Origin of the sequence: Kaistella palustris DSM 21579, from assembly GCF_000422265.1 — a bacterium.
Classification (GTDB): domain Bacteria; phylum Bacteroidota; class Bacteroidia; order Flavobacteriales; family Weeksellaceae; genus Kaistella; species Kaistella palustris.
Genome location: NZ_KE383812.1, coordinates 13,113 through 34,035, shown reverse-complemented (window position 1 = coordinate 34,035; position 20,923 = coordinate 13,113). Strand labels below are relative to the sequence as shown.

General features: G+C 38.4%; 22 protein-coding genes. 21 read left to right on the top strand and 1 reads right to left on the bottom strand.

Annotation, left to right across the window (positions count from 1 at the left end):
• The first annotated feature begins 15 nt into the window (after nt 1-15).
• The 11 genes from atpB to H562_RS0110155 all read left to right on the top strand — a co-directional run bounded on the left by atpB (nt 16) and on the right by H562_RS0110155 (nt 9,769).
• Nucleotides 16-1,152 (top strand): F0F1 ATP synthase subunit A, encoded by a 1,137-nt coding sequence (gene atpB, locus H562_RS14970; protein WP_034691073.1) that lies wholly within the window; start codon nt 16-18, stop codon nt 1,150-1,152.
• A gap of 112 nt (nt 1,153-1,264) precedes the next feature.
• Nucleotides 1,265-1,462 (top strand): ATP synthase F0 subunit C, encoded by a 198-nt coding sequence (gene atpE / locus H562_RS0110200; protein ID WP_027377418.1) that lies wholly within the window; start codon nt 1,265-1,267, stop codon nt 1,460-1,462.
• Between the two features lie 101 nt (nt 1,463-1,563).
• Nucleotides 1,564-2,061 carry a F0F1 ATP synthase subunit B gene (gene atpF, locus H562_RS0110195; RefSeq protein ID WP_027377417.1) on the top strand — a complete coding sequence of 166 codons (498 nt, stop codon included), beginning with the start codon at nt 1,564-1,566 and terminating at the stop codon, nt 2,059-2,061.
• A 1-nt stretch (nt 2,062) separates the two neighbouring features.
• On the top strand, nt 2,063-2,602 hold the full coding sequence (gene atpH, locus H562_RS0110190) for an ATP synthase F1 subunit delta (protein ID WP_027377416.1): 540 nt from the start codon (nt 2,063-2,065) through the stop codon (nt 2,600-2,602).
• An 18-nt stretch (nt 2,603-2,620) separates the two neighbouring features.
• Nucleotides 2,621-4,198 carry a F0F1 ATP synthase subunit alpha gene (atpA, locus tag H562_RS0110185; RefSeq protein ID WP_027377415.1) on the top strand — a complete coding sequence of 526 codons (1,578 nt, stop codon included), beginning with the start codon at nt 2,621-2,623 and terminating at the stop codon, nt 4,196-4,198.
• A gap of 79 nt (nt 4,199-4,277) precedes the next feature.
• A complete protein-coding gene (gene atpG / locus H562_RS0110180) occupies nt 4,278-5,135 on the top strand; it encodes an ATP synthase F1 subunit gamma (RefSeq protein WP_027377414.1) in 858 nt (285 codons plus the stop codon).
• 154 nt (nt 5,136-5,289) lie between these two features.
• Nucleotides 5,290-6,171 (top strand): proprotein convertase P-domain-containing protein, encoded by an 882-nt coding sequence (locus tag H562_RS0110175; RefSeq protein WP_027377413.1) that lies wholly within the window; start codon nt 5,290-5,292, stop codon nt 6,169-6,171.
• 137 nt (nt 6,172-6,308) lie between these two features.
• A complete protein-coding gene (locus H562_RS0110170; protein WP_027377412.1) occupies nt 6,309-7,667 on the top strand; it encodes a hemolysin family protein in 1,359 nt (452 codons plus the stop codon).
• 47 nt (nt 7,668-7,714) lie between these two features.
• The gene (locus H562_RS0110165; protein ID WP_051190476.1) at nt 7,715-8,023 is read left to right on the top strand and encodes an ATP-dependent Clp protease adaptor ClpS; all 309 of its coding nucleotides are present in this window, start codon (nt 7,715-7,717) and stop codon (nt 8,021-8,023) included.
• 40 nt (nt 8,024-8,063) lie between these two features.
• The gene (locus tag H562_RS0110160; protein WP_027377410.1) at nt 8,064-8,720 is read left to right on the top strand and encodes a rhomboid family intramembrane serine protease; all 657 of its coding nucleotides are present in this window, start codon (nt 8,064-8,066) and stop codon (nt 8,718-8,720) included.
• A gap of 215 nt (nt 8,721-8,935) precedes the next feature.
• Nucleotides 8,936-9,769: a GLPGLI family protein gene (locus tag H562_RS0110155; RefSeq protein WP_051190475.1), complete on the top strand. Its 834-nt coding sequence runs from the start codon at nt 8,936-8,938 to the stop codon at nt 9,767-9,769.
• Nucleotides 9,770-9,849: 80 nt separating this feature from the next.
• Here the strand turns inward: H562_RS0110155 and prmC are convergent, their stop codons facing one another.
• Nucleotides 9,850-10,698, bottom strand: coding sequence for a peptide chain release factor N(5)-glutamine methyltransferase (gene prmC / locus H562_RS0110150; protein WP_027377408.1), 849 nt, complete (start codon nt 10,696-10,698; stop codon nt 9,850-9,852).
• Between the two features lie 141 nt (nt 10,699-10,839).
• On the opposite strand from prmC, the gene H562_RS0110145 reads away from it, so the two are divergent.
• The 10 genes from H562_RS0110145 to hisH all read left to right on the top strand — a co-directional run bounded on the left by H562_RS0110145 (nt 10,840) and on the right by hisH (nt 20,773).
• Nucleotides 10,840-11,376, top strand: a complete 537-nt coding sequence (locus H562_RS0110145; protein ID WP_027377407.1) for a C40 family peptidase — start codon at nt 10,840-10,842, stop codon at nt 11,374-11,376.
• A gap of 90 nt (nt 11,377-11,466) precedes the next feature.
• Nucleotides 11,467-12,276 (top strand): 2,3,4,5-tetrahydropyridine-2,6-dicarboxylate N-succinyltransferase, encoded by an 810-nt coding sequence (locus tag H562_RS0110140; RefSeq protein ID WP_027377406.1) that lies wholly within the window; start codon nt 11,467-11,469, stop codon nt 12,274-12,276.
• 18 nt (nt 12,277-12,294) lie between these two features.
• Entirely contained in the window at nt 12,295-13,464 is a 1,170-nt protein-coding gene (locus H562_RS0110135) for a glycosyltransferase family 87 protein (protein ID WP_027377405.1), read from the top strand.
• Nucleotides 13,465-13,473: 9 nt separating this feature from the next.
• Nucleotides 13,474-14,403, top strand: coding sequence for a glycosyltransferase family 2 protein (locus H562_RS0110130; protein ID WP_027377404.1), 930 nt, complete (start codon nt 13,474-13,476; stop codon nt 14,401-14,403).
• Between the two features lie 2 nt (nt 14,404-14,405).
• A complete protein-coding gene (locus H562_RS0110125; protein ID WP_027377403.1) occupies nt 14,406-15,509 on the top strand; it encodes a glycosyltransferase family 4 protein in 1,104 nt (367 codons plus the stop codon).
• A 223-nt stretch (nt 15,510-15,732) separates the two neighbouring features.
• The gene (hisG, locus tag H562_RS0110120) at nt 15,733-16,590 is read left to right on the top strand and encodes an ATP phosphoribosyltransferase (protein ID WP_027377402.1); all 858 of its coding nucleotides are present in this window, start codon (nt 15,733-15,735) and stop codon (nt 16,588-16,590) included.
• A gap of 197 nt (nt 16,591-16,787) precedes the next feature.
• Nucleotides 16,788-18,083: a histidinol dehydrogenase gene (hisD, locus tag H562_RS0110115; protein WP_027377401.1), complete on the top strand. Its 1,296-nt coding sequence runs from the start codon at nt 16,788-16,790 to the stop codon at nt 18,081-18,083.
• Nucleotides 18,073-19,104: a histidinol-phosphate transaminase gene (gene hisC / locus H562_RS0110110; protein ID WP_027377400.1), complete on the top strand. Its 1,032-nt coding sequence runs from the start codon at nt 18,073-18,075 to the stop codon at nt 19,102-19,104. The genes hisD and hisC overlap by 11 nt, the downstream gene beginning before the upstream one ends.
• Entirely contained in the window at nt 19,101-20,195 is a 1,095-nt protein-coding gene (gene hisB / locus H562_RS0110105) for a bifunctional histidinol-phosphatase/imidazoleglycerol-phosphate dehydratase HisB (protein ID WP_027377399.1), read from the top strand. Before hisC ends, hisB begins: the two co-directional genes overlap by 4 nt.
• A complete protein-coding gene (gene hisH / locus H562_RS0110100) occupies nt 20,192-20,773 on the top strand; it encodes an imidazole glycerol phosphate synthase subunit HisH (protein ID WP_027377398.1) in 582 nt (193 codons plus the stop codon). Before hisB ends, hisH begins: the two co-directional genes overlap by 4 nt.
• Nucleotides 20,774-20,923 lie beyond the last annotated feature (150 nt).

Sequence of the window (20,923 nt, the reverse complement as noted above, 5' to 3'; positions counted from 1 at the left end):
AAATAAGATATGTCAATGCTGAAAAGATTAGTACTTGTAATGGGTTTTTTATCGACGTTTTCGCTGGTTTCGGCGCAGCACGAAAATGTGCCCACAGTTACGCACCAGGTTACAGCGGCGCAGGAAGTGAACACATCTGTTTCTGAAGCTGAGAAAACAAAAAACGAAAACAAAGAATACATCAGCCATCACCTTTTAGATGGTCACAGCTTTGATATTATGGCCGTGAAAAAGGCCGACGGAACCGTAGATCACATTGGTTTTCCGCTGCCGGTAATTTTTTATGACAGTGCCAACGGACTTCACACTTTCATGAGTTCGAAATTTGAACACGACGCGACAGTGGAGAGCAACGGCGCACATTACAGACTTTCCCACGAAAAAATTTATAAGACTGATGCCAACGGCACATTAAATGTAGATGAGCACGGTCATGCGACCAACGAAAAAGTACTCGACCTTTCTATCACGAAGAGTGTGTCAATGATTATCGTTACAGGCATTTTGATGTTACTGATCTTCGGATCCATGGCTAGAAACTATAAGAAAAGCCTGGTTCCTTCAGGTATCGGAAAAATTATGGAGCCTGTACTACTTTTTGTACGCGACGAAATCGCAAAACCGAACATCGGACCGAACTACAAGAAATACATGAGTTATTTATTAACGGTATTTTTCTTTATCCTTTTCTTAAACATCTTTGGCTTAATGCCTTTCGGTATCAATGTAACCGGAAATATTGCGATCACTTTTGCACTGGCGCTGATTACATTTTTAATTACGCAGTTCACTGCAAACAAAAACTACTGGCAACATATTTTCTGGATGCCTGGCTTGCCTTGGCCGATGAAGATCATTATGATGCCGATCGAATTGCTGGGAATCTTTATTAAGCCCTTCGCGCTTTTAATACGTCTTTTTGCAAACATGTCCGCAGGACACATTATTGTAATGAGTTTGATCGCCTTGATTTTTTACTTTAAAAATATCATCGCTGGTGTTGCTTTCCCTTTCCTCACATTTGTTATTTATTTGCTGGAAGTGTTAGTGGCATTTTTACAGGCATATATCTTTACCATGCTTTCCGCGGTTTACTTTGGAATGGCAAATGAAGAACACGGCCACGAGGGCGAAGAAGGAATGGCGCATTAGAAAAAGATGATGAGTGATAAATGATTATGGATATTGAATTCTAAGCATCAGTTTTAAATCACCAACAGTCAATTATATTAAAAAGGAAACTAATTTTTTAAAATTATATATTATGCAAGAAATGCCAAAAATCATCGGGGCAGGTTTAGTAGTAATCGGAACAGGTATCGGCATCGGTAAAATCGGTGCAGCTGCTTTGGAAGGTATGGCTAGACAACCTGAACAGGCTGGTAAACTTCAAACAGCGATGCTTATCGCTGCAGCTCTTGTAGAAGGGGTTGCTTTTGCTGCGCTTTTCGCAGTAAACTAAGAAGTTTCAACACTACAATCACCTGCCGGGAACGGTTGGTTACGGCAGGTGATTATTTTTAAAAAATTCGAAATTATTTACAATTATTTATTATAACTCGTATGGGATTATTAGAAAATTTTTCATCAGGTTTATTCATCATTCAGAGTATCATTTTTCTGATCCTGGTATTTGTGCTGAAGAAATTTGCCTGGAAACCAATTATGGATGCTGTTAATGAAAGAGAAGTGACCATCGTAGATTCCCTGAACCAGGCAAAATTGGCAAAGCAGGAAGTAATGAACCTTAAAGCTGAAAACGAAGTGATCATCCGCGAAGCGAAAGTAGAGCGCGACAATATTTTGAAAGAAGCCAGAGAAATCAAGGAGCGCATTGTAGGTGAAGCGAAAGATCTTGCGAAAACCGAAGGCGACAAAATCATCGAGCAGGCAAGACAGTCCATTCAGGCAGAAAAATCGGCAGCAATGTCGGATATCAAAAACCAGATCGGAACTTTATCTGTAACCATTGCAGAATCCATTTTAAAACAAAAACTGGATAATGATAATGCACAGAATGCCCTTGTTGAAAATATTCTAAATTCTTCAAATCTGAACTAAAATGCTTACAAGTAAAGTAGCAAAAAGATACGCACAGGGTCTGTTGAATTTCACGCAGGAAACCGGTAATACGGCTTCTGTAGCAGCGGAGATGGCAGATGTGGTGAAGACGATCCAAAATTCAAGAGATCTGCAGAATTTTTTCGCCTCACCGGTGATCGATGAAAAGAAAAAGATCAGCATTTCCAGAGAGATTTTCAAAAGTTTTTCTCCTGTGGCGCAAAACATCATTCAGCTTGTCATCAAACATGGCAGAGAAAATCAACTCCAGGATATTGCGCAGGAATATGTGAATAAAGTGGAAGATCAGAATGGGGTACAGCGGATTACGCTTACTTCAGCATCGGCACTTTCAGCTGACAATATTCAGAAGATCCTTAAATCCTCGGCACTGGTAAACCACGACAAAACCTTTGATGTAAAAACCATTATCGATTCTAAAATTTTGGGTGGCTATATTTTACGGGTAGGTGATCAGCAGATCAATGCTTCTGTAAAAAACAAACTGACCAAACTTCAAAAAGAATTCCAACTTAATTAAGACAAAAACAACCATAAAATGGCAGAAATAAATCCGGCAGAAGTATCTGCAATTCTTAAACAACAGTTAGCAAACTTCGATACGCAGAGCAATGTAGAAGAAGTTGGTACGGTGTTGACCATAGGTGATGGTATCGCTTTGGTATATGGCTTAGAAAATGTACAGTACGGTGAATTGGTAAAATTCGACAGCGGTATCGAGGGTATCGTTCTTAACCTTGCAGAAGATAATGTGGGTGTTGCTTTACTTGGAGAATCCAAACTGGTAAAAGAAGGTGATACGGTTAACAGAACCAAAAGAATTTCCTCCATCAAAGTGGGCGAAGGTCTTTTAGGCAGAGTTGTAGACACTTTAGGTAATCCAATCGACGGTAAAGGTCCGATCACCGGTGATCTTTACGAAATGCCTTTGGAAAGAAAAGCGCCGGGTGTAATTTTCCGTCAGCCGGTAACTGAGCCTTTGCAAACCGGTATCGTTGCGATCGATTCTATGATCCCAATCGGAAGAGGTCAGCGTGAGTTGATCATTGGTGACCGCCAGACCGGTAAAACGGTGGTTGCGATTGACACCATCCTGAACCAAAAAGAATTTTATGATGCAGGCGAGCCTGTATTCTGTATATATGTGGCGATCGGACAGAAAGGTTCGACTGTTGCGCAAATTGTAAAAACTTTAACGGACAAAGGAGCGATGGCTTACACAGTTGTTGTAGCTGCTAACGCTTCCGATCCAACACCGATGCAGGTTTACGCACCTATGGCGGGAGCTTCTATTGGAGAATTTTTCCGTGACACTGGTCGTCCGGCACTGATCATTTATGATGATTTGTCTAAACAGGCGGTTGCTTACCGTGAGCTTTCTTTGCTACTAAGAAGACCACCGGGCCGTGAAGCCTATCCTGGAGACGTTTTCTACCTTCACTCCAGATTATTGGAGAGAGCTGCGAAAGTCATTAAAGATGATACGATTGCTGCCCAGATGAATGACTTACCTGAGGTTTTAAAACCTATTGTAAAAGGTGGCGGTTCTTTAACGGCACTTCCAATCATCGAAACGCAGGCTGGTGACGTTTCCGCATATATCCCGACCAACGTAATTTCGATTACCGACGGACAGATCTTCCTGGAAACCGATTTATTTAACTCAGGTGTTCGTCCGGCGATCAACGTAGGTATTTCTGTATCTCGTGTAGGAGGTAACGCTCAGATCAAATCGATGAAAAAAGTTTCAGGTACGCTGAAACTTGATCAGGCACAGTACAAAGAACTTGAAGCGTTCTCAAAATTCGGCTCTGACCTTGATGCTTCTACGCAGGCGGTTATTTCTAAAGGAGAGAGAAACGTAGAGATTCTGAAACAACCTGTAAATTCACCACTTCCGGTAGATTCTCAGGTAGCGATGATCTATGCAGGAACTGAAAACTTACTGAGAAATGTTCCTATTGCTAAAGTAAAGGAATTCCAGAAGGAATATGTAGCATTCCTGAGATCCAAGCATCCTGAAACAATGGCTGCGATTAAATCCGGAAAGATCGACAACGATATTACAGGCGTATTGAAACAGGCAGCTGCAGAACTGGCTTCCAAGTATAATTAATGAGGTTATTTGAGAATGAGATGATTTCAAAATAAGTCATTATCTAATTTCTCAAATTTTCAAATTTTCAAATTAATAAATGGCAAACTTAAAAGAAATACGGGCACGGATCACTTCGATCTCCTCTACAATGCAGATTACGAGCGCTATGAAAATGGTCTCCGCCGCGAAACTGAAGAAAGCGACCGATGCGATTGTAATGTTGAGACCGTACTCGGAAAAACTCCAGGAGATTATAGGTAACGTAAGTTCCACAACTGATCTCGAAGGTATTTCTACTTTTACTGCGGAGCGCGAAGTTAAAAAAGTACTTTATATTGTAGTGACTTCCAACAAAGGTCTTGCGGGTGCTTTTAACTCGTCGGTGATCAAGGAACTGAACAACGTGGTCAGTAATGCCGGTCATGAAGTGGAAATCCTTACAGTTGGGAAGAAAGTATACGATGCTGTGCGCCGGTCGAGAACTGTTTATGACAACCAAAGTGCGCTTTTTGATGGCATGAACTTCCAGGTCGTCTCCAATTTTATGGAGCGTGTAATGGAATCGTACAAAGAAGGCCAATTCGACAAAGTGTATGTGATTTATAACAAATTCATCAATGCTGCAACGCAGGAAGTACAGACCGAGCAGGTTTTGCCTCTGGTGATGGCAGAAAAAGAGGGAACCTTAAATACAGATTACCTTTTCGAGCCCAACGCAGCAGAAATCTTAAACGTGCTGATTCCGAAATCCATTAAAACGCAGGTCTATAAAGCCATTCTTGATTCTGTAGCTTCTGAGCACGGTGCAAGGATGACTGCAATGCACAAAGCCACAGACAATGCGCAGGCACTGAAAAACGACCTTGTTATCTTCTATAACAAAGCGCGTCAGGCCGCGATTACAAACGAGATCTTAGAAATCGTTTCGGGTGCGGAGGCATTGAAGAATTCTTAAGACTTCTATTTTTGAAATATTATAAAGACTATGCTTGCATGGTCTTTTTTTAGTTAAAGGGTTATCTCACGTTGGCTAATGGGGTGTTTCTACTTGATTACTTTGCGTGATATGTCTGTAGATTTATTCATAATTTAATTTTAAAACAATCATTATGAAAAATCTTTACCTATTCGCAATGAGTTTCCTGGCGGTCAGCATCTCGCTGAATGCGCAGACTTATCAGAATACCACGGCGACTGTAGCTTCAGATGCCACCGCGAGAATAAGCGCCTGTGGATTTGGCACGCAGCCCGGCGTCACTATGTCTGCAATTACTATTCCTTTGGTGGGAACGATTGCAGATCCCAATAAAATTACGGTCAACTTATCTGTGAATGCTGAGTGGTTGGGCGACGTTGTAATAGAGTTGGTAAGTCCTGCAGGACAGGCACTGACTTTGATCCGCAGAATCGGTGGCGGTAATAATAGCTCTTGTGGTGATTCATCATCTTTTATCGCCGCCAATATTCTGGGATTTAACTCGAGCAATACCGCCCTGATCGATGCAGCCGCGTATGCATCTGGTGTAGCGATCCCCGCAGGTAATTATGCGCCTACTTACGGAACTGCTCCTTTCCCACAGCATCACCCCGGAAATATGACTACATTTTTAAACGGAAGAACGCTTAATGGTGAGTGGCGACTCATCATATATGATTATGGAGTGTCAGGATTAAGCAATATCAATTCCTGGCAAATTATTGTAGGGGCAGGAGCTTTATTAAAAACAAATGAAGGCGGTATTTATGGCAGTGAAATCTCATTACAGCAAAATCCGGTGCAGGATTATCTCAGATTAAATGTCCAAACTGGGTTCAAAAACCTGGTTTTCGAAATTTATGATGCCGCCGGTCAGGTCATTAAAAAAGAAAATATGCTGAACTCCAAAACAGATTTCTCCATAGACGTTAAAACGTTGTCACCCGGAATGTATCTTTTGGTTCCTATCCAGGATGGTGTACGTAAACAAACGATTAAGTTCATTAAAAAGTAGATTTAGAAATTTTTTTACAAGGGAAGCACCCGTCGGTTGGGTGCTTCCCTGTTTATAAGTGCTTAATATTGTGCGCGTCGATGCAGAAACGGTAATTTTAATTTCTTTATCTTTGCATCAAATATTTTTTAATTTAAATGGACTCAGACGTCGTCAAGCTTTTGCTGGCATTATTGCTGGTTTTACTCAATGGGTTTTTCGTAGCCGCAGAATTTTCTATCGTTAAAGTTCGTTACTCACAAATTCAGCTCAAAGCCGCCGAAGGCAACTCAATGGCCAAGCAGGCTGAGCACATTATCAAACATTTAGACGAGTATTTGTCGGCTACGCAGCTGGGAATTACGCTTGCTTCCCTGGCTTTAGGTTGGGTGGGTGAAAGTGCCATGCACCATGTCATCGAAAATATATTCCACTATTTCGATTTTGCAGTGGCCGATGCTACCATTACTACAGTTTCGCTGGTAATTAGTTTTCTGCTGATTACCGTGATGCATATTGTTTTCGGAGAATTAATCCCCAAGTCCATTGCGATCCGCAAGTCGGAATCTACGACAATGGCGATTGCCATGCCGCTCCGGATTTTCTATACGATCTTCAAACCCTTTATCTGGACAATGAATAAAATGTCTAACGCGGTTTTAAGGTTAATGAAGATTCATCCCGCGTCCGAACAGGAAATTCACTCCACAGAAGAACTGCAGTTACTGGTGAAACAGTCCGCAGATTCCGGCGAGATTGAAGAGGAGAATTACGAGATCATTAAAAATGCCTTCGATTTTACAGACCATTCTGCCAAACAGATCATGGTGCCGAGACAGAATATCGCTTCTATCGATATCGAAGAGCCCGTTGCCGATATTATCAGTATCATTATGGAAGGCGGATATTCCCGGCTTCCGGTTTATAAGGATTCGATTGATAATGTGATAGGAATTTTTTATGCCAAAGAAATCATCCGCGAATATATCAAGAGAAACGGCCAGATCGACCACGATGTGCTGAAGGAATTAATGCGTGAAGCATTTTTCGTGGTTGGCAGTAAAAAAATCTCTGACTTATTGAAGGTTTTTCAACAGAAAAAGCAACATTTGGCAGTGGTTATCGATGAATTTGGTGGCACAGAAGGTATTATCACGCTGGAGGATATTCTTGAGGAGCTTGTAGGAGAGATCCAGGATGAAGAAGATGAAGAAGCCAAGATCGTAGATAAAGTTGGTGAGAACGTTTATTGGGTTCAGGCCACGCAGCCCTTGGATGAGATCAATGAGCATTTACCCAAAAAATTTCCGCTGTCGGATGATGGTGAATATAATACACTTGCAGGCTATATTCTACACGGACTTGAAGATATTCCGGCAGAAAACCAGGAGTTTGTCATTAATGATTACCATGTCAAAATCCTGAAAATGCAGAACAAAAGTGTAGATCTGGTTGAACTTTCATATATCGAACCCAATATTGTAAATGATCTGGCGGAAGAGATGAATGACATTTAAAGAATATTTTTTTTAAGGAGTCAGCTGTTAAACCCAAATTTCAATATATGTTTATTGTGAAATCCATTTATAAAAATTATGAAAATCCGCAACGTGAATACGACGAAGAAGTAGCGTTGCTCGAGAAGGAAGACGAAGTATATAAAATCGTGCTTTGGAATGATGATGTGAATACGTTCGATTACGTGATAGAGGCGCTTATCGAGATTTGTGGCCATACGCTTGAGCAGGCAGAGCAGTGTACAATGCTTGTACATTACAAAGGAAAATGCACTGTGAAAACCGGTAGTTTAGATGTCCTGAAGCCCATGCACGAGAAATTACTTTCCAGAAGTTTAACTTCAGAAATTGTCTAACTAAAGTTTCGGATCCGAAACTTTTATTTTTTATTAGCTTATGAGTTCAGTTCTTTTAATTGTTATCGCCGCTACGGCACTTATCAGTTTTGTGGCGTTCAACAATCCTCAGATATTCGAAAAATATAAATTTAATGTAGGTGCCATCCTACAGCGGAAGGAATACATCCGTTTACTCTCTGCGGGCTTCCTGCATGCCGACCTCATGCACCTGCTGTTCAATATGATGACGCTTTATTTCTTTGGTCCTATTGTGGTGAGTGCCTTTGGCGACCTTGGATTTTTGGTTGTGTACTTTGGATCGGTGCTTTTGGGAAATATATTTTCACTTTACCTTTACAAAGATCAGTCATGGTACTCAGCGATTGGTGCGAGCGGCGGAGTTTCCGGGATATTATTTGCATCCATTGCTATGATACCGGATCTGGGAATTTACTTTTTCTTTATCCCGATTGCTATTCCCGGCTATCTTTTTGGACTTGCTTATTTTTCATATTCCGTTTATATGATGCTTAATCCGAAGCAGCATGATAATATCGGTCATGCCGCACATTTGGGTGGTGCCTTTTTCGGCCTCGTTTACGCAGTGGGTCTGCAGCCGCAACGGGCGATTGAAAACGGACTGTATCTGGCCGTAATGGCTCTGCCGTTAATGTATATGGCGTATATGGTTTTCGTAAAAAAGAGGGTGGGGTAGTATTTTTAGGAGCATAAAGGTTATCACTTCTTTGCGAAATCAGTCCAGCTTTCCACTATATCTTTTTTTCGTCGTTCCTCCTCAAAAAAGGATGCCGTTTCAATCTGGGCTACAAGTTCAGGCGGTTTTTCTTTACTGCTGACAAAATTTACTTTATATTTTGGAGGTTGAAAAAGGTTCTATCCATAATTGTAAATAATTATTAATTTAGAGGCATGATTTATCACTTACCTTTTTCGTTCAAAATAGGACTTGTAGTATTGTGCTGTTTTGTCAATAAAGTAAGCGCCCAAAATTCAAGTATTTCCTACGAACTTATTTATAAAAGCAATCCGACTCAAAAAGACAAAATAAAAAAGCAGAATTATAAGCTTGATATTTTAGGCGGAACATCAATTTTTCGTATTGAAAGCCGTAGAACATCTGATTCACTAATTGCGAAAACAGGATTTGGTTTGGGTTATAATACAGATCCTAACCATGAATTCTATTTAACGAAAGACCGCGATCATTCAGTTATTAAAAAACATTTCGTTTCACCAATGAGTCGTGATAAATTTTTTATTAAAATTGATGACGTTTTAAGTTGGAAAATATTACCTGAAACCGCAGTAATCGCAAATATCAATTGCCAAAAAGCAGAAGTGGAATATGGCGGTAGAAATTGGTCGGCGTGGTTTACAAAAGAAATTCCAGTTTCAGAAGGTCCGTATTATTTTCATGGACTTCCAGGTCTTATTTTGCAGATTCAAGATGACCAGGAAGATTATGTTTTTAAAGCCACTGAAATCAAAAACTTAGCGAATAATTCTTTGTTTGAAATAGATGGTGGTAAACAAATAACTTGGAACCAATTCAATAAGATATTACAAGAATATTTTGGTAGTCCTTACAACTTTGCAATAGCGAAAGGGATGAAAGTTGTTAAAGATAATGGTAGTGGAGGAACTGTGGAAATTGATTATCGTAAAAGAATCATGGAAACACAGAAAATGTTATTAGAAAATAATAATCCTATTGAGCTAAATCATAAGATAGAATATAAATGAAACTAAGATTATAAAACAGCTGGTCTGGGTTTATTTTATTCAGTTCTTGTCAACTATCCACTCTCAACCATCAACAAATTTCACTTTCTTCCCCAAACAATTCTTTCATTCCCCGACAAATCTTCCATCAACTCCGCTTCCGATAAAACCTTAGTAAATAAATCCAACGTTTCCCTTCCCAACTTCTGATTAATTTCCATGAAAACCAAACCTTCAGGTGTTAAATACTTTTTACAATCTTCTGCAATTTTTTCATAAAAAACCAGTGGATTGGAATTCGGAGAAAACAAGGCCATTTTGGGTTCAAACGCTTTTACCGACTCGGCAATCTCGTATTCTTCATCAATCCCGATGTACGGCGGATTTGAAATGATCACATCGTAAACGTCATTTAAATTTTCGCTTAAATAATCCTGATGAATAAAATTAATTTCGACCTGGTGTAAGTCCGCGTTTTTCTTTGCTGTTTTCAGGGCATTTTCCGAAAGATCGATTGCCGAAACTTCTGCTTCGGGGAAATGTTTTTTTAGAACAATGGGAATAATTCCTGAACCCGTTCCGATATCAAGGATTTTAATTCGTTTTGATCCGGCAGTTTCGCGGATTTTCCCGATGGCGAGTTCCAGAAGTTCTTCAGTTTCCGGTCTCGGGACCAGCACGTGCTCATTAACAAAGAACTTCAGTCCATAGAACTCAGTTTCGCCTAAAATCTGCTGATAAGGCTGTCCTGTGTTCAGTTGGGCCAAATATTGTTTCAAAGTTGTCGTCTGCGTCGGTGTCAATTTCGCCTGCATTCTGGACCGTTGTGTTATTTTATCAAATCCACAGACTTTTTCCAGGAATAACGAAAAAATAATGTTGATCTCGTTTTCGGAATATGCTGAGGCAAGCGCATCCAGATAATTTTTTTTTAGTTCAGAAACAGTCATGAGGTTTGCAAATTATTAAGCCTTAAATATAATTCCTTTTTACGTCATTTTCTTTTTGCACTGCCTTTTTGCGCTTTAATTTTTAAAAACGGCCACAAATTCTTATTAATTTTACTATTTTTGAAAAACGCCGAAAACGATATGAAAAACTCCGTTCTTGTCCTAATTTTATCGCTCATTGTTTTATCCTGCGGGACTTCGCAAAAAGTGGTCAAAAGGAGCATTCCCACCAAGACAGTCGCTAAAACCAAAGATATCAAGACACTCGAATCGCGTTTTTCGGGAAAGGTCGATGGGCAGATTCAGGAAATACTGCGCGATGCTGAGAAATATCTTGGCGCACCCTACAAATATGCCGGGAGCACGTCTGCGGGATTTGACTGTTCGGGATTTACAGTGAAAGTTTTTGATGAAAATAATACGAAATTACCACGGCGTTCCGAAGACCAGTCAAATGCCGGAAAAGAAATAATTATAAAAGAAGCAAAGCCCGGTGATCTGCTTTTCTTTGCCACTTCCGGCGGCAGCCGTGTGACACATGTCGGAATTGTGCACGATATAGGAAACGACGGTGAAGTAAAATTCATTCATGCCTCCACCTCAAAAGGTGTGATCATATCTTCACTCAACGAGAAATACTGGAACAGCGCATATCTCTTCGCACGCAGAGTTTTATAAATTTGCACGGCTTTTATTTTCATGGATCCTCATCCTGCAACTGCCAAATAATTAACTGTCAACTGTCAACTATCAACCACAATAAAAAACATGTTACAACAAACCATAGAAAATATCTGGGACAATCGTGAACTTTTAAATACAGAAGAAAGCGGCAAGGCCATCCGTGAAGTCATCCGCCAACTCGATTTGGGCGAACTCCGCGTAGCCGAACCAACCGACAATGGCTGGAAAGTGAATGAATGGGTAAAAAAAGCCGTGGTAATGTATTTTCCTATCCAAAAAATGCAAACTATCGAAGTCGGCCCTTTTGAATTTCACGATAAGATGCCGCTGAAAAGAGGCTACGCCGAAAAGGGCGTTCGTGTGGTTCCGCATGCGGTGGCCAGAGAAGGCGCGTATATCGCTTCGGGTGTTATTTTAATGCCGTCGTATGTTAATATCGGCGCTTACGTGGACTCCGGAACCATGGTCGACACCTGGGCAACTGTCGGAAGCTGTGCCCAGATCGGCAAGAATGTCCACTTAAGCGGTGGAGTGGGAATTGGCGGTGTTCTGGAACCGCTTCAGGCTGCCCCTGTAATTATCGAAGACGACGTTTTCGTAGGTTCCAGATGTATCGTTGTAGAAGGCGTTCACGTAGAAAGAGAAGCCGTTTTAGGAGCGAATGTTGTTCTTACTGCATCCACAAAAATAATCGACGTTACCGGTGAAAGTCCGGTAGAAATCAAAGGACGTGTTCCTTCGAGATCCGTGGTGATTCCCGGCAGTTATACCAAGAAATTTCCGGCGGGAGAATATCAGGTTCCGTGTGCTCTGATCATTGGACAGAGAAAGGAATCTACGGATAAAAAAACTTCTCTGAACGACGCACTTCGGGAAAATAATGTTTCTGTTTAAATATTATTTTTAAACATTTTGAAAGATAAATTCTCAAAATTCATCTCAAATCCCAAATATATTTTTGGGATTTATCTTCTTGTTTCTGTTGCTTCCGCGCTTGCAAAATATGCAGGTGGACCTGCGAAATACAATAATTATCTGATTTTCAAAAACGTGTTTTTTAACACGCTTCGCGGAAAAAATATTTATCTTCTCTATCCGGAAGCACATTTGGATTCAAACCACTATGGTATATTTTTCAGCGTGTTAATCGCGCCTTTTGCACTGCTTCCGGACTGGTTCGGAATGGTTTTGTGGAACGTGGCGAATACACTGGTATTTCTTTTTGCGGTTTATAAGCTGCCGTTTTCCAGGCAGAAACAGGCTTTTTTTGCCTGGCTTTGTCTGCAGGAATTTATAACAGCGGCGGTAAGTCTGCAGTTCAATATTGCTTTGACAGGACTACTGATGCTTTCTGCAATTTATATTTATGAAAAAAAAGAAAAGCAGTCTGCCATTTCCATTCTCATCGGGTTTTTTGTTAAAATTTACGGAATTGCCGGACTTTCTGCTTTCTTTTTCATTAAAAACAAATGGAAATTTATTTGGTCTTTTCTAAGTTTTGGGCTTTTATTCCTGATTTTACCGATGTTGATCTCGAGCGTACATTTTGGTTTGCAGTCTTATGTGGATTGGTTTCAGTCACTTTCGGAGAAAAATGCTTCAAACCAGATTTTAGGAACGCGTCAGGATTTTTCTTTAATGGGAATTGTACGCCGTGTTTTAGGCAATCCGAACATTTCAAATCTTATTTTCTTAATTCCCGGAATTGTGATTTTAGGTTTACCATATTTACGGATTAAGCAATACAAGAACCTTCCCTTCCAATTAATGATTTTGGCTTCGACGCTTTTATTCATCGTGCTTTTCAGTTCCGGTTCGGAATCACCGACTTATATTATTGCCGTTGCAGGTGTGATGATCTGGTTTTTAATGCAAAAGAAAAAATCTCCGTTGATCATCGGACTTTTGCTTTTTGTGATAATTTTAACCTGCTTTTCCTTTTCCGACCTCTTCCCGAAATTCATTAAAGAAGAGTATGTCATTAAGTATTCCTTAAAAGCGTTACCTTGTTGTTTCGTTTGGTTTCACGTTATCTATGAATTACTGACGAAAAATTTCGAAAAAGATTATGAATTAGTTTAATTGAACGCAGTGAAAAAAATTTCGGTTGTTATTCCCGCTCATAATGAAGAAGGCAATATTTCTTTGATCCACCAAAGGATCAAAGAGGTTTTCGCGAAGCTGGAGGATTATCATTTCGAAATTATTTTCGTTAATGATGGCAGTCGCGACAGCACGCAGCAGATCCTGGAAAAACTGGCCCGCGAAAATGAAGAAATAAAATTTATAGAATTTTCCCGCAATTTCGGCCATCAGCCCGCGGTAAAAGCCGGCATCGACAGTTCCAGCGCCAATGCCGTAATTTCTATGGATGCTGATCTGCAGCATCCGCCTGAACTTATTCCCAAAATGATCGAACAGTGGGAAAAGGGCTTTGATATTGTTTTTACGATCCGCACTTATCCGAAACACATTTCAACTTTTAAAAGAAAAACGTCGGAGTTATTTTACCATTTATTGTCCGGTATTTCCGATGTAAATCTCGTTAAAGGTGGCGGTTCTGACTTTCGCTTGATGGATGCTTCCGTGGTTGATGTAATTCGCAACATGAATGAGGCCGATATTTTTCTTCGAGGCCTTTCCACCTGGATCGGCTTTAAGCAAACGGGCGTAGAATTTACGGCGGGAGACCGCGCGTCCGGCGAAAGCAGTTACAATTTGAAGAAGATGATGCGTTTTGCGTTTACGGGAATAACAGCTTTCAGCGTGAAACCACTTTATCTTGCGGCATATCTCGGCTTTATTTTTTCCGCTTTTGCTGTATTGGTGTACGGTATTTATGTGGTTCATTCCTTTATCGCGCATACCGAAATTTCCGGTTGGGCGTCTCTGATCATGACAGTCGTTTTTTTCGGTGGCGTGCAGCTGATTATCCTGGGCATCATCGGCATTTACCTGGGTAAAATGTTCAAACAGGTGAAAGACCGGCCGAATTATATTATCCGTTCCAACAATTTCTAATAATGAAGATCGCCTTTGACGGTAAACGTTTCTTTAATAATACGTCGGGTTTAGGAAACTATTCCAGGGATTTAATACGGATTTTAGGAAGTTACGTTCCTGAAAACGAGTATGTCCTTTTTAATGAAAAGAGGTCCCAAAAAGGCAAAGATATTTTGAAAATGGCAAACGTTTCTTTCGTTGAAACTTCCAAAGGAACGATGGCACGTCAGTTGAAAATGGGTAAAGATGCGCAGCGAATCAATGCCGATATTTTCCATGGGCTTTCCGGCGAACTGCCTTTAAAATGGACAGATAAACCCATTAAAAAGATCGTTACCATTCATGATTTGATCTTCCTGAGATTTCCGCAGTATTATTCTTTTTTTGACCGCAAAATTCATTTCTGGAAATTTAAGAAGGCCGCAGAACAGGCCGATCTGATCATCGCCATTTCTGAACAGACCAGGCGTGATATTATTCAGTTTTTAAAAGTGCCAGAAGAGAAAATTCGGGTGGTTTATCAAGGTTGTCATCATGCCTTTAAAGAAAATCAAACTGAAGAATTTCTAAATTCAATTAAAGAAAAATACAATCTTCCAGAGCGTTTTATCCTGAATGTCGGAACAATTGAAGCGCGAAAAAATCTTTTGAATATCGTGCATGCGATTAACGGAACAGAAATCCCTTTAGTGGTCATCGGTAAGAAAACAAAATACTTTAAAAAAATTCAAAAATTTCTCAGCAAAAACAAATTAGAAAACCAGGTTCAGTTTCTGGAAAATGTTTCCATGGACGAATTGGCCGCCATCTATAAACTCGCCAATATTTTCGTTTATCCAAGTTTTTTCGAAGGATTTGGTATTCCTGTGATTGAAGCGCTTTTTTCGGAAACTCCGGTCATAACAAGTAATGTAAGTTGTCTGCCGGAAGCTGGAGGAAATGATTCTGTTTATATCGATCCATACAATTTCGAAGACATTAAAGCCAAGATTTTATTTCTATGGAATAATGAATCTGAAAGAAATCGGAGAGCAGAAAAAAGTTTAAAATTCGTTCAAAAGTTCAGTGATAAAAATATTGCTGAAAATTTGCAGGCTGTTTATCAGGAACTTATGTCCAAATAAGAAATTATTTCTTGCACGTTAAATTTTTTATCAGTTATATTTGCAGAGTTAAAACAACATGAAAAATACAACCGCTTTATTCCATCATCATCATCTCATCTAAAGACGAGTTGATATATTTATGGCATTAAGTGAATAAAATAAAATTAAACCGTCTGAACAAAGACGGTTTTTTTTGTGTGAAAATAACAGCATTTGTTCAGACCCAATCTCAAAATTGAACGTGAACAAATTAAAAATTGCCCTCCAAAAAAGCGGACGCTTAAGCGAGAAATCTTTAGAGCTTTTGCAGGAATGTGGAATTAAAATTCCTGATTTTAAAAGCAAACTGAAAAATTCTGCTACCAATTTTCCTTTAGAAATTCTCTTTCTTCGCGATGATGATATTCCAAAATATGTGGAACAGGGAATTGTAGATATTGGGATTATCGGAGAAAACGAAGTTCTGGAACAGAAAAAAAATGTTGACTTGATTAAAAAATTAGGTTTTGCAAATTGCAGATTATCATTAGCAATTCCAAAAGATCAAGAGTATACCGACTTGACTTTTTTTGATCAGAAAAAAATAGCAACTTCTTATCCTTCCATTGTTAAAAATTATTTCGATAAAAATAATATCAATGCCGAAATCGTTGAAATTTCCGGAAGTGTGGAAATTGCGCCAAGTATCGGTTTAGCAGATACGATCGCCGATTTGGTGAGTTCCGGAAGTACTTTATTGCATAATGGATTGAAAGAAGTGGAGCAAGTTTTAAAAAGTGAGGCTGTTTTAATTTGCAGCAAAAATCTTCCTGATGATATTTCAATAATTCTTGAATCTTTCCTTTTCCGAATTCAGGCAGTTATTAATTCCCGTGAAAATAAATACATTTTGCTTAATGCTCCGAATGATTCCATTGAAAAAATAATTGAAATTTTACCCGGCATGAAATCTCCAACCGTTTTACCTTTAGCAGAATCTGGATGGAGTAGTATTCACTCTGTTGTTCGGGAGAATGAATTCTGGAAAATTATCGATGAGTTAAAAAAGTTTGGTGCAGAAGGTATCTTGGTGATTCCAATTGAAAAAATGGTTTTGTAAAATGTTAGAAATGAGACAATTAGATATTAAACATGAGCCGTTAGAATTTAATAATTTGTAAAAAGTACAATGTACAACCTACTACAAAAGGCCACACGCCTCTGCTGAGTGAAACGCCTTTGCAATCGTAATTGATCAACAGAATAATAAAATTACTTAGCGTATTTGCTTTAAAAATAAGTCCAAAAACAGTAAAAATGAAAAATATATTTAAATATCCGGAGCAACATACTTGGAAAATACTTTTAAAAAGACCCGTTCTTGCGAAAATGGATTTGAGAAATACCGTTCAGGACATTTTCTTAAAAGTAAAAAATGAAGGAGATTCCGCCTTAAAAGAATTCTCTGCGAAATTTGATCAAGTCGATATTGAAAATTTACTGGTTTCTGAAAAAGAAATAGAATTTGCGATTAATGAAGTTTCAGAAGAATTAAATGCTGCAATTAATCAAGCGAAAAATAATATTTACAAATTCCACTTTGCTCAAAAAGGAAATACCAAAGAAATTGAAACCACCGAAGGAGTTATTTGTTGGCGAGAATACAGAGCGATTGAAAAAGTTGGATTGTATATTCCAGGCGGAACAGCGCCACTTTTTTCGACGGTTTTAATGTTGGCTGTTCCCGCTCAGATTGCAGGTTGCAAAGAAATTTTTCTTTGTACGCCACCACATAAAGACGGTTCGGTTAATCCCGCGATTTTATATACTGCGCAATTGTGTGGAATTACAAAAATTTTCAAAGTTGGTGGCGCACAAGCGATTGCTGCTTTAACTTTTGGCACTGAAACTATTTCGAAAGTTGATAAAATCTTCGGTCCCGGAAATCAATATGTGACGCAGGCGAAACAATTGGCGACGGAATATAAGGTGGCAATCGATTTACCTGCAGGACCAAGCGAAGTTTTGGTAATCGCTGATCAATCCGCCAATCCTGAATTTTGCGCGGCAGATTTATTGTCTCAAGCGGAACACGGATCTGATTCGCAAGTGATTTTTATTTCGACCGATGAAATCATTTTTAATGAAACTTTAAATGAAATTGAAAAGCAATTAGCTGAACTTCCAAGGAACGAAATTGCAAAAACTGCTTTAGTGAACAGCCGTTTTATTTTATTGAAATCAATTGATGAAGCAATTGAAATGAGTAATTTCTATGCGCCTGAACATTTAATTTTAGCCGTGGATAATTCGGGAAGTTATATTTCTAAAATTCAAAATGCTGGTTCAATTTTCCTTGGGAATTATACACCCGAGTCAGCCGGAGATTATGCGAGTGGAACAAATCACACTTTGCCAACCAATGGTTTTGCTAAAAATTATAGTGGCGTTTCTCTGGACAGTTTTGTTAAGAAAATCACCATTCAGGAAATTTCAAAAACAGGATTGAAGAATATTGGAAAAACTATCGAAATTATGGCAGCTGCAGAAGGTTTGATCGCTCACAAAAATGCAGTTTCACTTCGCTTAAAATCTTTACAGAATGGAATTTAATTTAAATAATAAGGTTCGCCCACATTTGGCTGGAGTGAAATCTTACCAAACTTTACGTGATTCTTATATCAATAAACAAGCGGTTTATTTGGATGCGAATGAAAATCCTTTTGGTGAATTTAACCGCTATCCGGATGGTGATCCGATTCAGTTAAAAAAGAAACTGGCCGAAATTAACCAGGCAAAAACCGAGAATTTATTTTTAGGAAATGGAAGCGATGAGTTGATCGATTTGACCATGAGAATTTTCTGCGAACCAACGAAAGATTCGATTTTGATCATGAATCCAAGTTTTGTGATGTATGAAATTTATGCAAGAATGAATAATGTTCAGGTTGAAAAACTGGAACTGAATTCAGGTTTTCAATTGGAGAAAGACTTGTTTTTAGATACAGTTTCTAAAAGTCAGGCTAAAGTTTTATTTCTGTGTTCCCCGAATAATCCAACCGGGAATTCGATTGACGATTTAGAATTTTACATTCAAAATTTTAATGGGATTGTAGTAGTCGATGAAGCGTATATTGAGTTTTCTCCAGAAGATTCTGCGGTCAAATTATTGAATAAATATCCAAACTTAATTGTTTTAAAAACGTTGTCAAAAGCTTTTGGAATGGCAGGTTTACGAATTGGAGTTGGATTTTCTTCAATAGAAATTGCGAGTTTGTTCATACAACTTAAACCTCCTTACAACATCAGTTCAGAAAGTCAAAAATTGGCTTTGCTACAATTAAATAATTTGGAAGTATTAAAAAATAACATTTCAATTATTTTAAAAGAGAAAGAAAAACTGAAGTTAGGTTTAGAAGGAATTAATTCCGTTGTGAAAATATTTCCGTCCGATGCTAATTTCTTCCTCATTGAATTTAAAGATGCACAATTGATCTATCAGAAATTATTAGACAAAAATATTCTGACAAGTCTAAGACATCCAAGCTTAAATAACTGCCTTCGAATAAGTGTTGGAAATGCTGATGAAAATTCAGAATTATTAAAGGTATTATCAGAAATAAAAGAATCATGAAAAAAGTATTATTTATCGACCGCGACGGAACTATAATTATTGAACCGCCGACAGATTTGCAAGTAGATTCTTTGGAGAAATTAGAATTCTATCCAAAAGTCATTCAAAATTTAGCCAAGATCGTACAGGAACTGGATTACGAATTGGTCATGGTTACGAATCAAGATGGTTTAGGAACAGATTCTTTTCCGGAAGAAAAATTCCGAATTCCACAGGAAAAAATGCTGAAAACTTTAGCCAATGAAAGTATTATTTTTTCAGATATTTTAATTGATGATAGTTTTGAATCTGACAATTCTCCCAATCGAAAACCAAGAACTGGATTGCTTCAAAAATACATTTACGGGAATTATGATTTAAAAAACTCTTTTGTTATCGGTGATCGAAAAACAGATGTAGAACTTGCGAAAAACTTAGGAACGAAATCGATTTTTATTTCTGATGGGAATTTTGATGATGCGACTTTAACAACAAACAACTGGGATGAAATCTATCAATATTTAAAACAAATTCCGCGCAAAGTAAAAGTTAATCGTAAAACAAAAGAAACGGAAATATCTGTTGAACTTAATTTAGATGGAAGCGGAAAATCCAATATCAATACAGGTTTAGCTTTCTTTGATCACATGCTCGAGCAGATTTCAAAACACGGGAATTTTGATTTAGAAGTTTTGGTTAATGGTGATTTGCAGGTTGATGAACATCACACGATTGAAGATACGGCTTTGGTTTTAGGAACTTGTTTTGAGCAGGCTTTAGGTTCGAAAAAAGGAATTGAACGTTATGCTTTTGCGTTACCGATGGATGATTGTTTGGCGCAAGTCGCATTAGATTTTGGCGGACGAAACTGGTTAGTTTGGAACGTCGGTTTTAAACGTGAAAAAATTGGTGATGTTCCGACAGAATTGTTTTATCATTTCTTTAAATCATTCACGGATACTGGAAAATGCAATCTCAATATTCAATGTGAAGGTGAAAATGAACATCACAAAATTGAGTCGATTTTTAAAGCTTTTGCCAAAGTTTTACGTGATGCAGTAAAGCGAGATGCCAATAATTTCTCCATCCCAAGCACCAAAGGAATATTATGATAGCGATTATCGATTACGTTGCCGGAAATGTAAAATCCGTTGAAAATGCAGTGAAGAAACTAGGTTATGAAACTTTGATAACTTCAAATACGGAAGAAATTAGAAATGCGGAGAAAGTCATCTTTCCCGGAGTTGGTGAAGCTTCAACGGCAATGAATTATTTGAAATCTTTAATGTTGGACGAATTAATTCCGACTTTGAAACAACCATTTTTAGGAATTTGTTTAGGCCAACAATTGTTGTGTAATTTTTCAGAAGAAGGAAATACAGAATGTTTGGGGATTTTTAATTTAAAAGTGAAGCAATTTCCCGGCAGAGATATTGTTCCGCACATGGGTTGGAATAATTTACAGAAGATAAGGGATCAACTTTTAAATGGAATTTCTGAAGAAGATAATTTCTATTTTGTCCACAGTTATTATTGTGAGATTGGTGAAAATACAACTTCTGAATGTGATTATATTTTGCCATTCAGTGCGACTTTGCAGAAAGATAATTTCTATGGAACGCAGTTTCACTCGGAGAAATCCGGCGATGTTGGTTCTTTAGTTCTTCAAAACTTTTTAAAACTAAAATAAATTAACCACAAAAGGCACAAAAGTACAGGTGAAATTTGATCTGTTTAAAGTGCGTAAAAGGTATGAAGTTAACATTTACACTTTTATGCATTTTTGAGTTCTTTAAGAATTAAAAAACTTTTGTGCCTTTTGTGGTTTTAAATAAATATA

What these genes read in the sequence shown, in the direction of transcription:
- atpB (WP_034691073.1), top strand. Translation starts at nt 16, where the DNA reads ATGCTGAAAAGATTAGTACTTGTAATGGGTTTTTTATCGACGTTTTCG.
- atpE (WP_027377418.1), top strand. Translation starts at nt 1,265, where the DNA reads ATGCAAGAAATGCCAAAAATCATCGGGGCAGGTTTAGTAGTAATCGGA.
- atpF (WP_027377417.1), top strand. Translation starts at nt 1,564, where the DNA reads ATGGGATTATTAGAAAATTTTTCATCAGGTTTATTCATCATTCAGAGT.
- atpH (WP_027377416.1), top strand. Translation starts at nt 2,063, where the DNA reads ATGCTTACAAGTAAAGTAGCAAAAAGATACGCACAGGGTCTGTTGAAT.
- atpA (WP_027377415.1), top strand. Translation starts at nt 2,621, where the DNA reads ATGGCAGAAATAAATCCGGCAGAAGTATCTGCAATTCTTAAACAACAG.
- atpG (WP_027377414.1), top strand. Translation starts at nt 4,278, where the DNA reads ATGGCAAACTTAAAAGAAATACGGGCACGGATCACTTCGATCTCCTCT.
- H562_RS0110175 (WP_027377413.1), top strand. Translation starts at nt 5,290, where the DNA reads ATGAAAAATCTTTACCTATTCGCAATGAGTTTCCTGGCGGTCAGCATC.
- H562_RS0110170 (WP_027377412.1), top strand. Translation starts at nt 6,309, where the DNA reads ATGGACTCAGACGTCGTCAAGCTTTTGCTGGCATTATTGCTGGTTTTA.
- H562_RS0110165 (WP_051190476.1), top strand. Translation starts at nt 7,715, where the DNA reads ATGTTTATTGTGAAATCCATTTATAAAAATTATGAAAATCCGCAACGT.
- H562_RS0110160 (WP_027377410.1), top strand. Translation starts at nt 8,064, where the DNA reads ATGAGTTCAGTTCTTTTAATTGTTATCGCCGCTACGGCACTTATCAGT.
- H562_RS0110155 (WP_051190475.1), top strand. Translation starts at nt 8,936, where the DNA reads ATGATTTATCACTTACCTTTTTCGTTCAAAATAGGACTTGTAGTATTG.
- prmC (WP_027377408.1), bottom strand. Translation starts at nt 10,698, where the DNA reads ATGACTGTTTCTGAACTAAAAAAAAATTATCTGGATGCGCTTGCCTCA.
- H562_RS0110145 (WP_027377407.1), top strand. Translation starts at nt 10,840, where the DNA reads ATGAAAAACTCCGTTCTTGTCCTAATTTTATCGCTCATTGTTTTATCC.
- H562_RS0110140 (WP_027377406.1), top strand. Translation starts at nt 11,467, where the DNA reads ATGTTACAACAAACCATAGAAAATATCTGGGACAATCGTGAACTTTTA.
- H562_RS0110125 (WP_027377403.1), top strand. Translation starts at nt 14,406, where the DNA reads ATGAAGATCGCCTTTGACGGTAAACGTTTCTTTAATAATACGTCGGGT.
- hisD (WP_027377401.1), top strand. Translation starts at nt 16,788, where the DNA reads ATGAAAAATATATTTAAATATCCGGAGCAACATACTTGGAAAATACTT.
- hisC (WP_027377400.1), top strand. Translation starts at nt 18,073, where the DNA reads ATGGAATTTAATTTAAATAATAAGGTTCGCCCACATTTGGCTGGAGTG.
- hisB (WP_027377399.1), top strand. Translation starts at nt 19,101, where the DNA reads ATGAAAAAAGTATTATTTATCGACCGCGACGGAACTATAATTATTGAA.
- hisH (WP_027377398.1), top strand. Translation starts at nt 20,192, where the DNA reads ATGATAGCGATTATCGATTACGTTGCCGGAAATGTAAAATCCGTTGAA.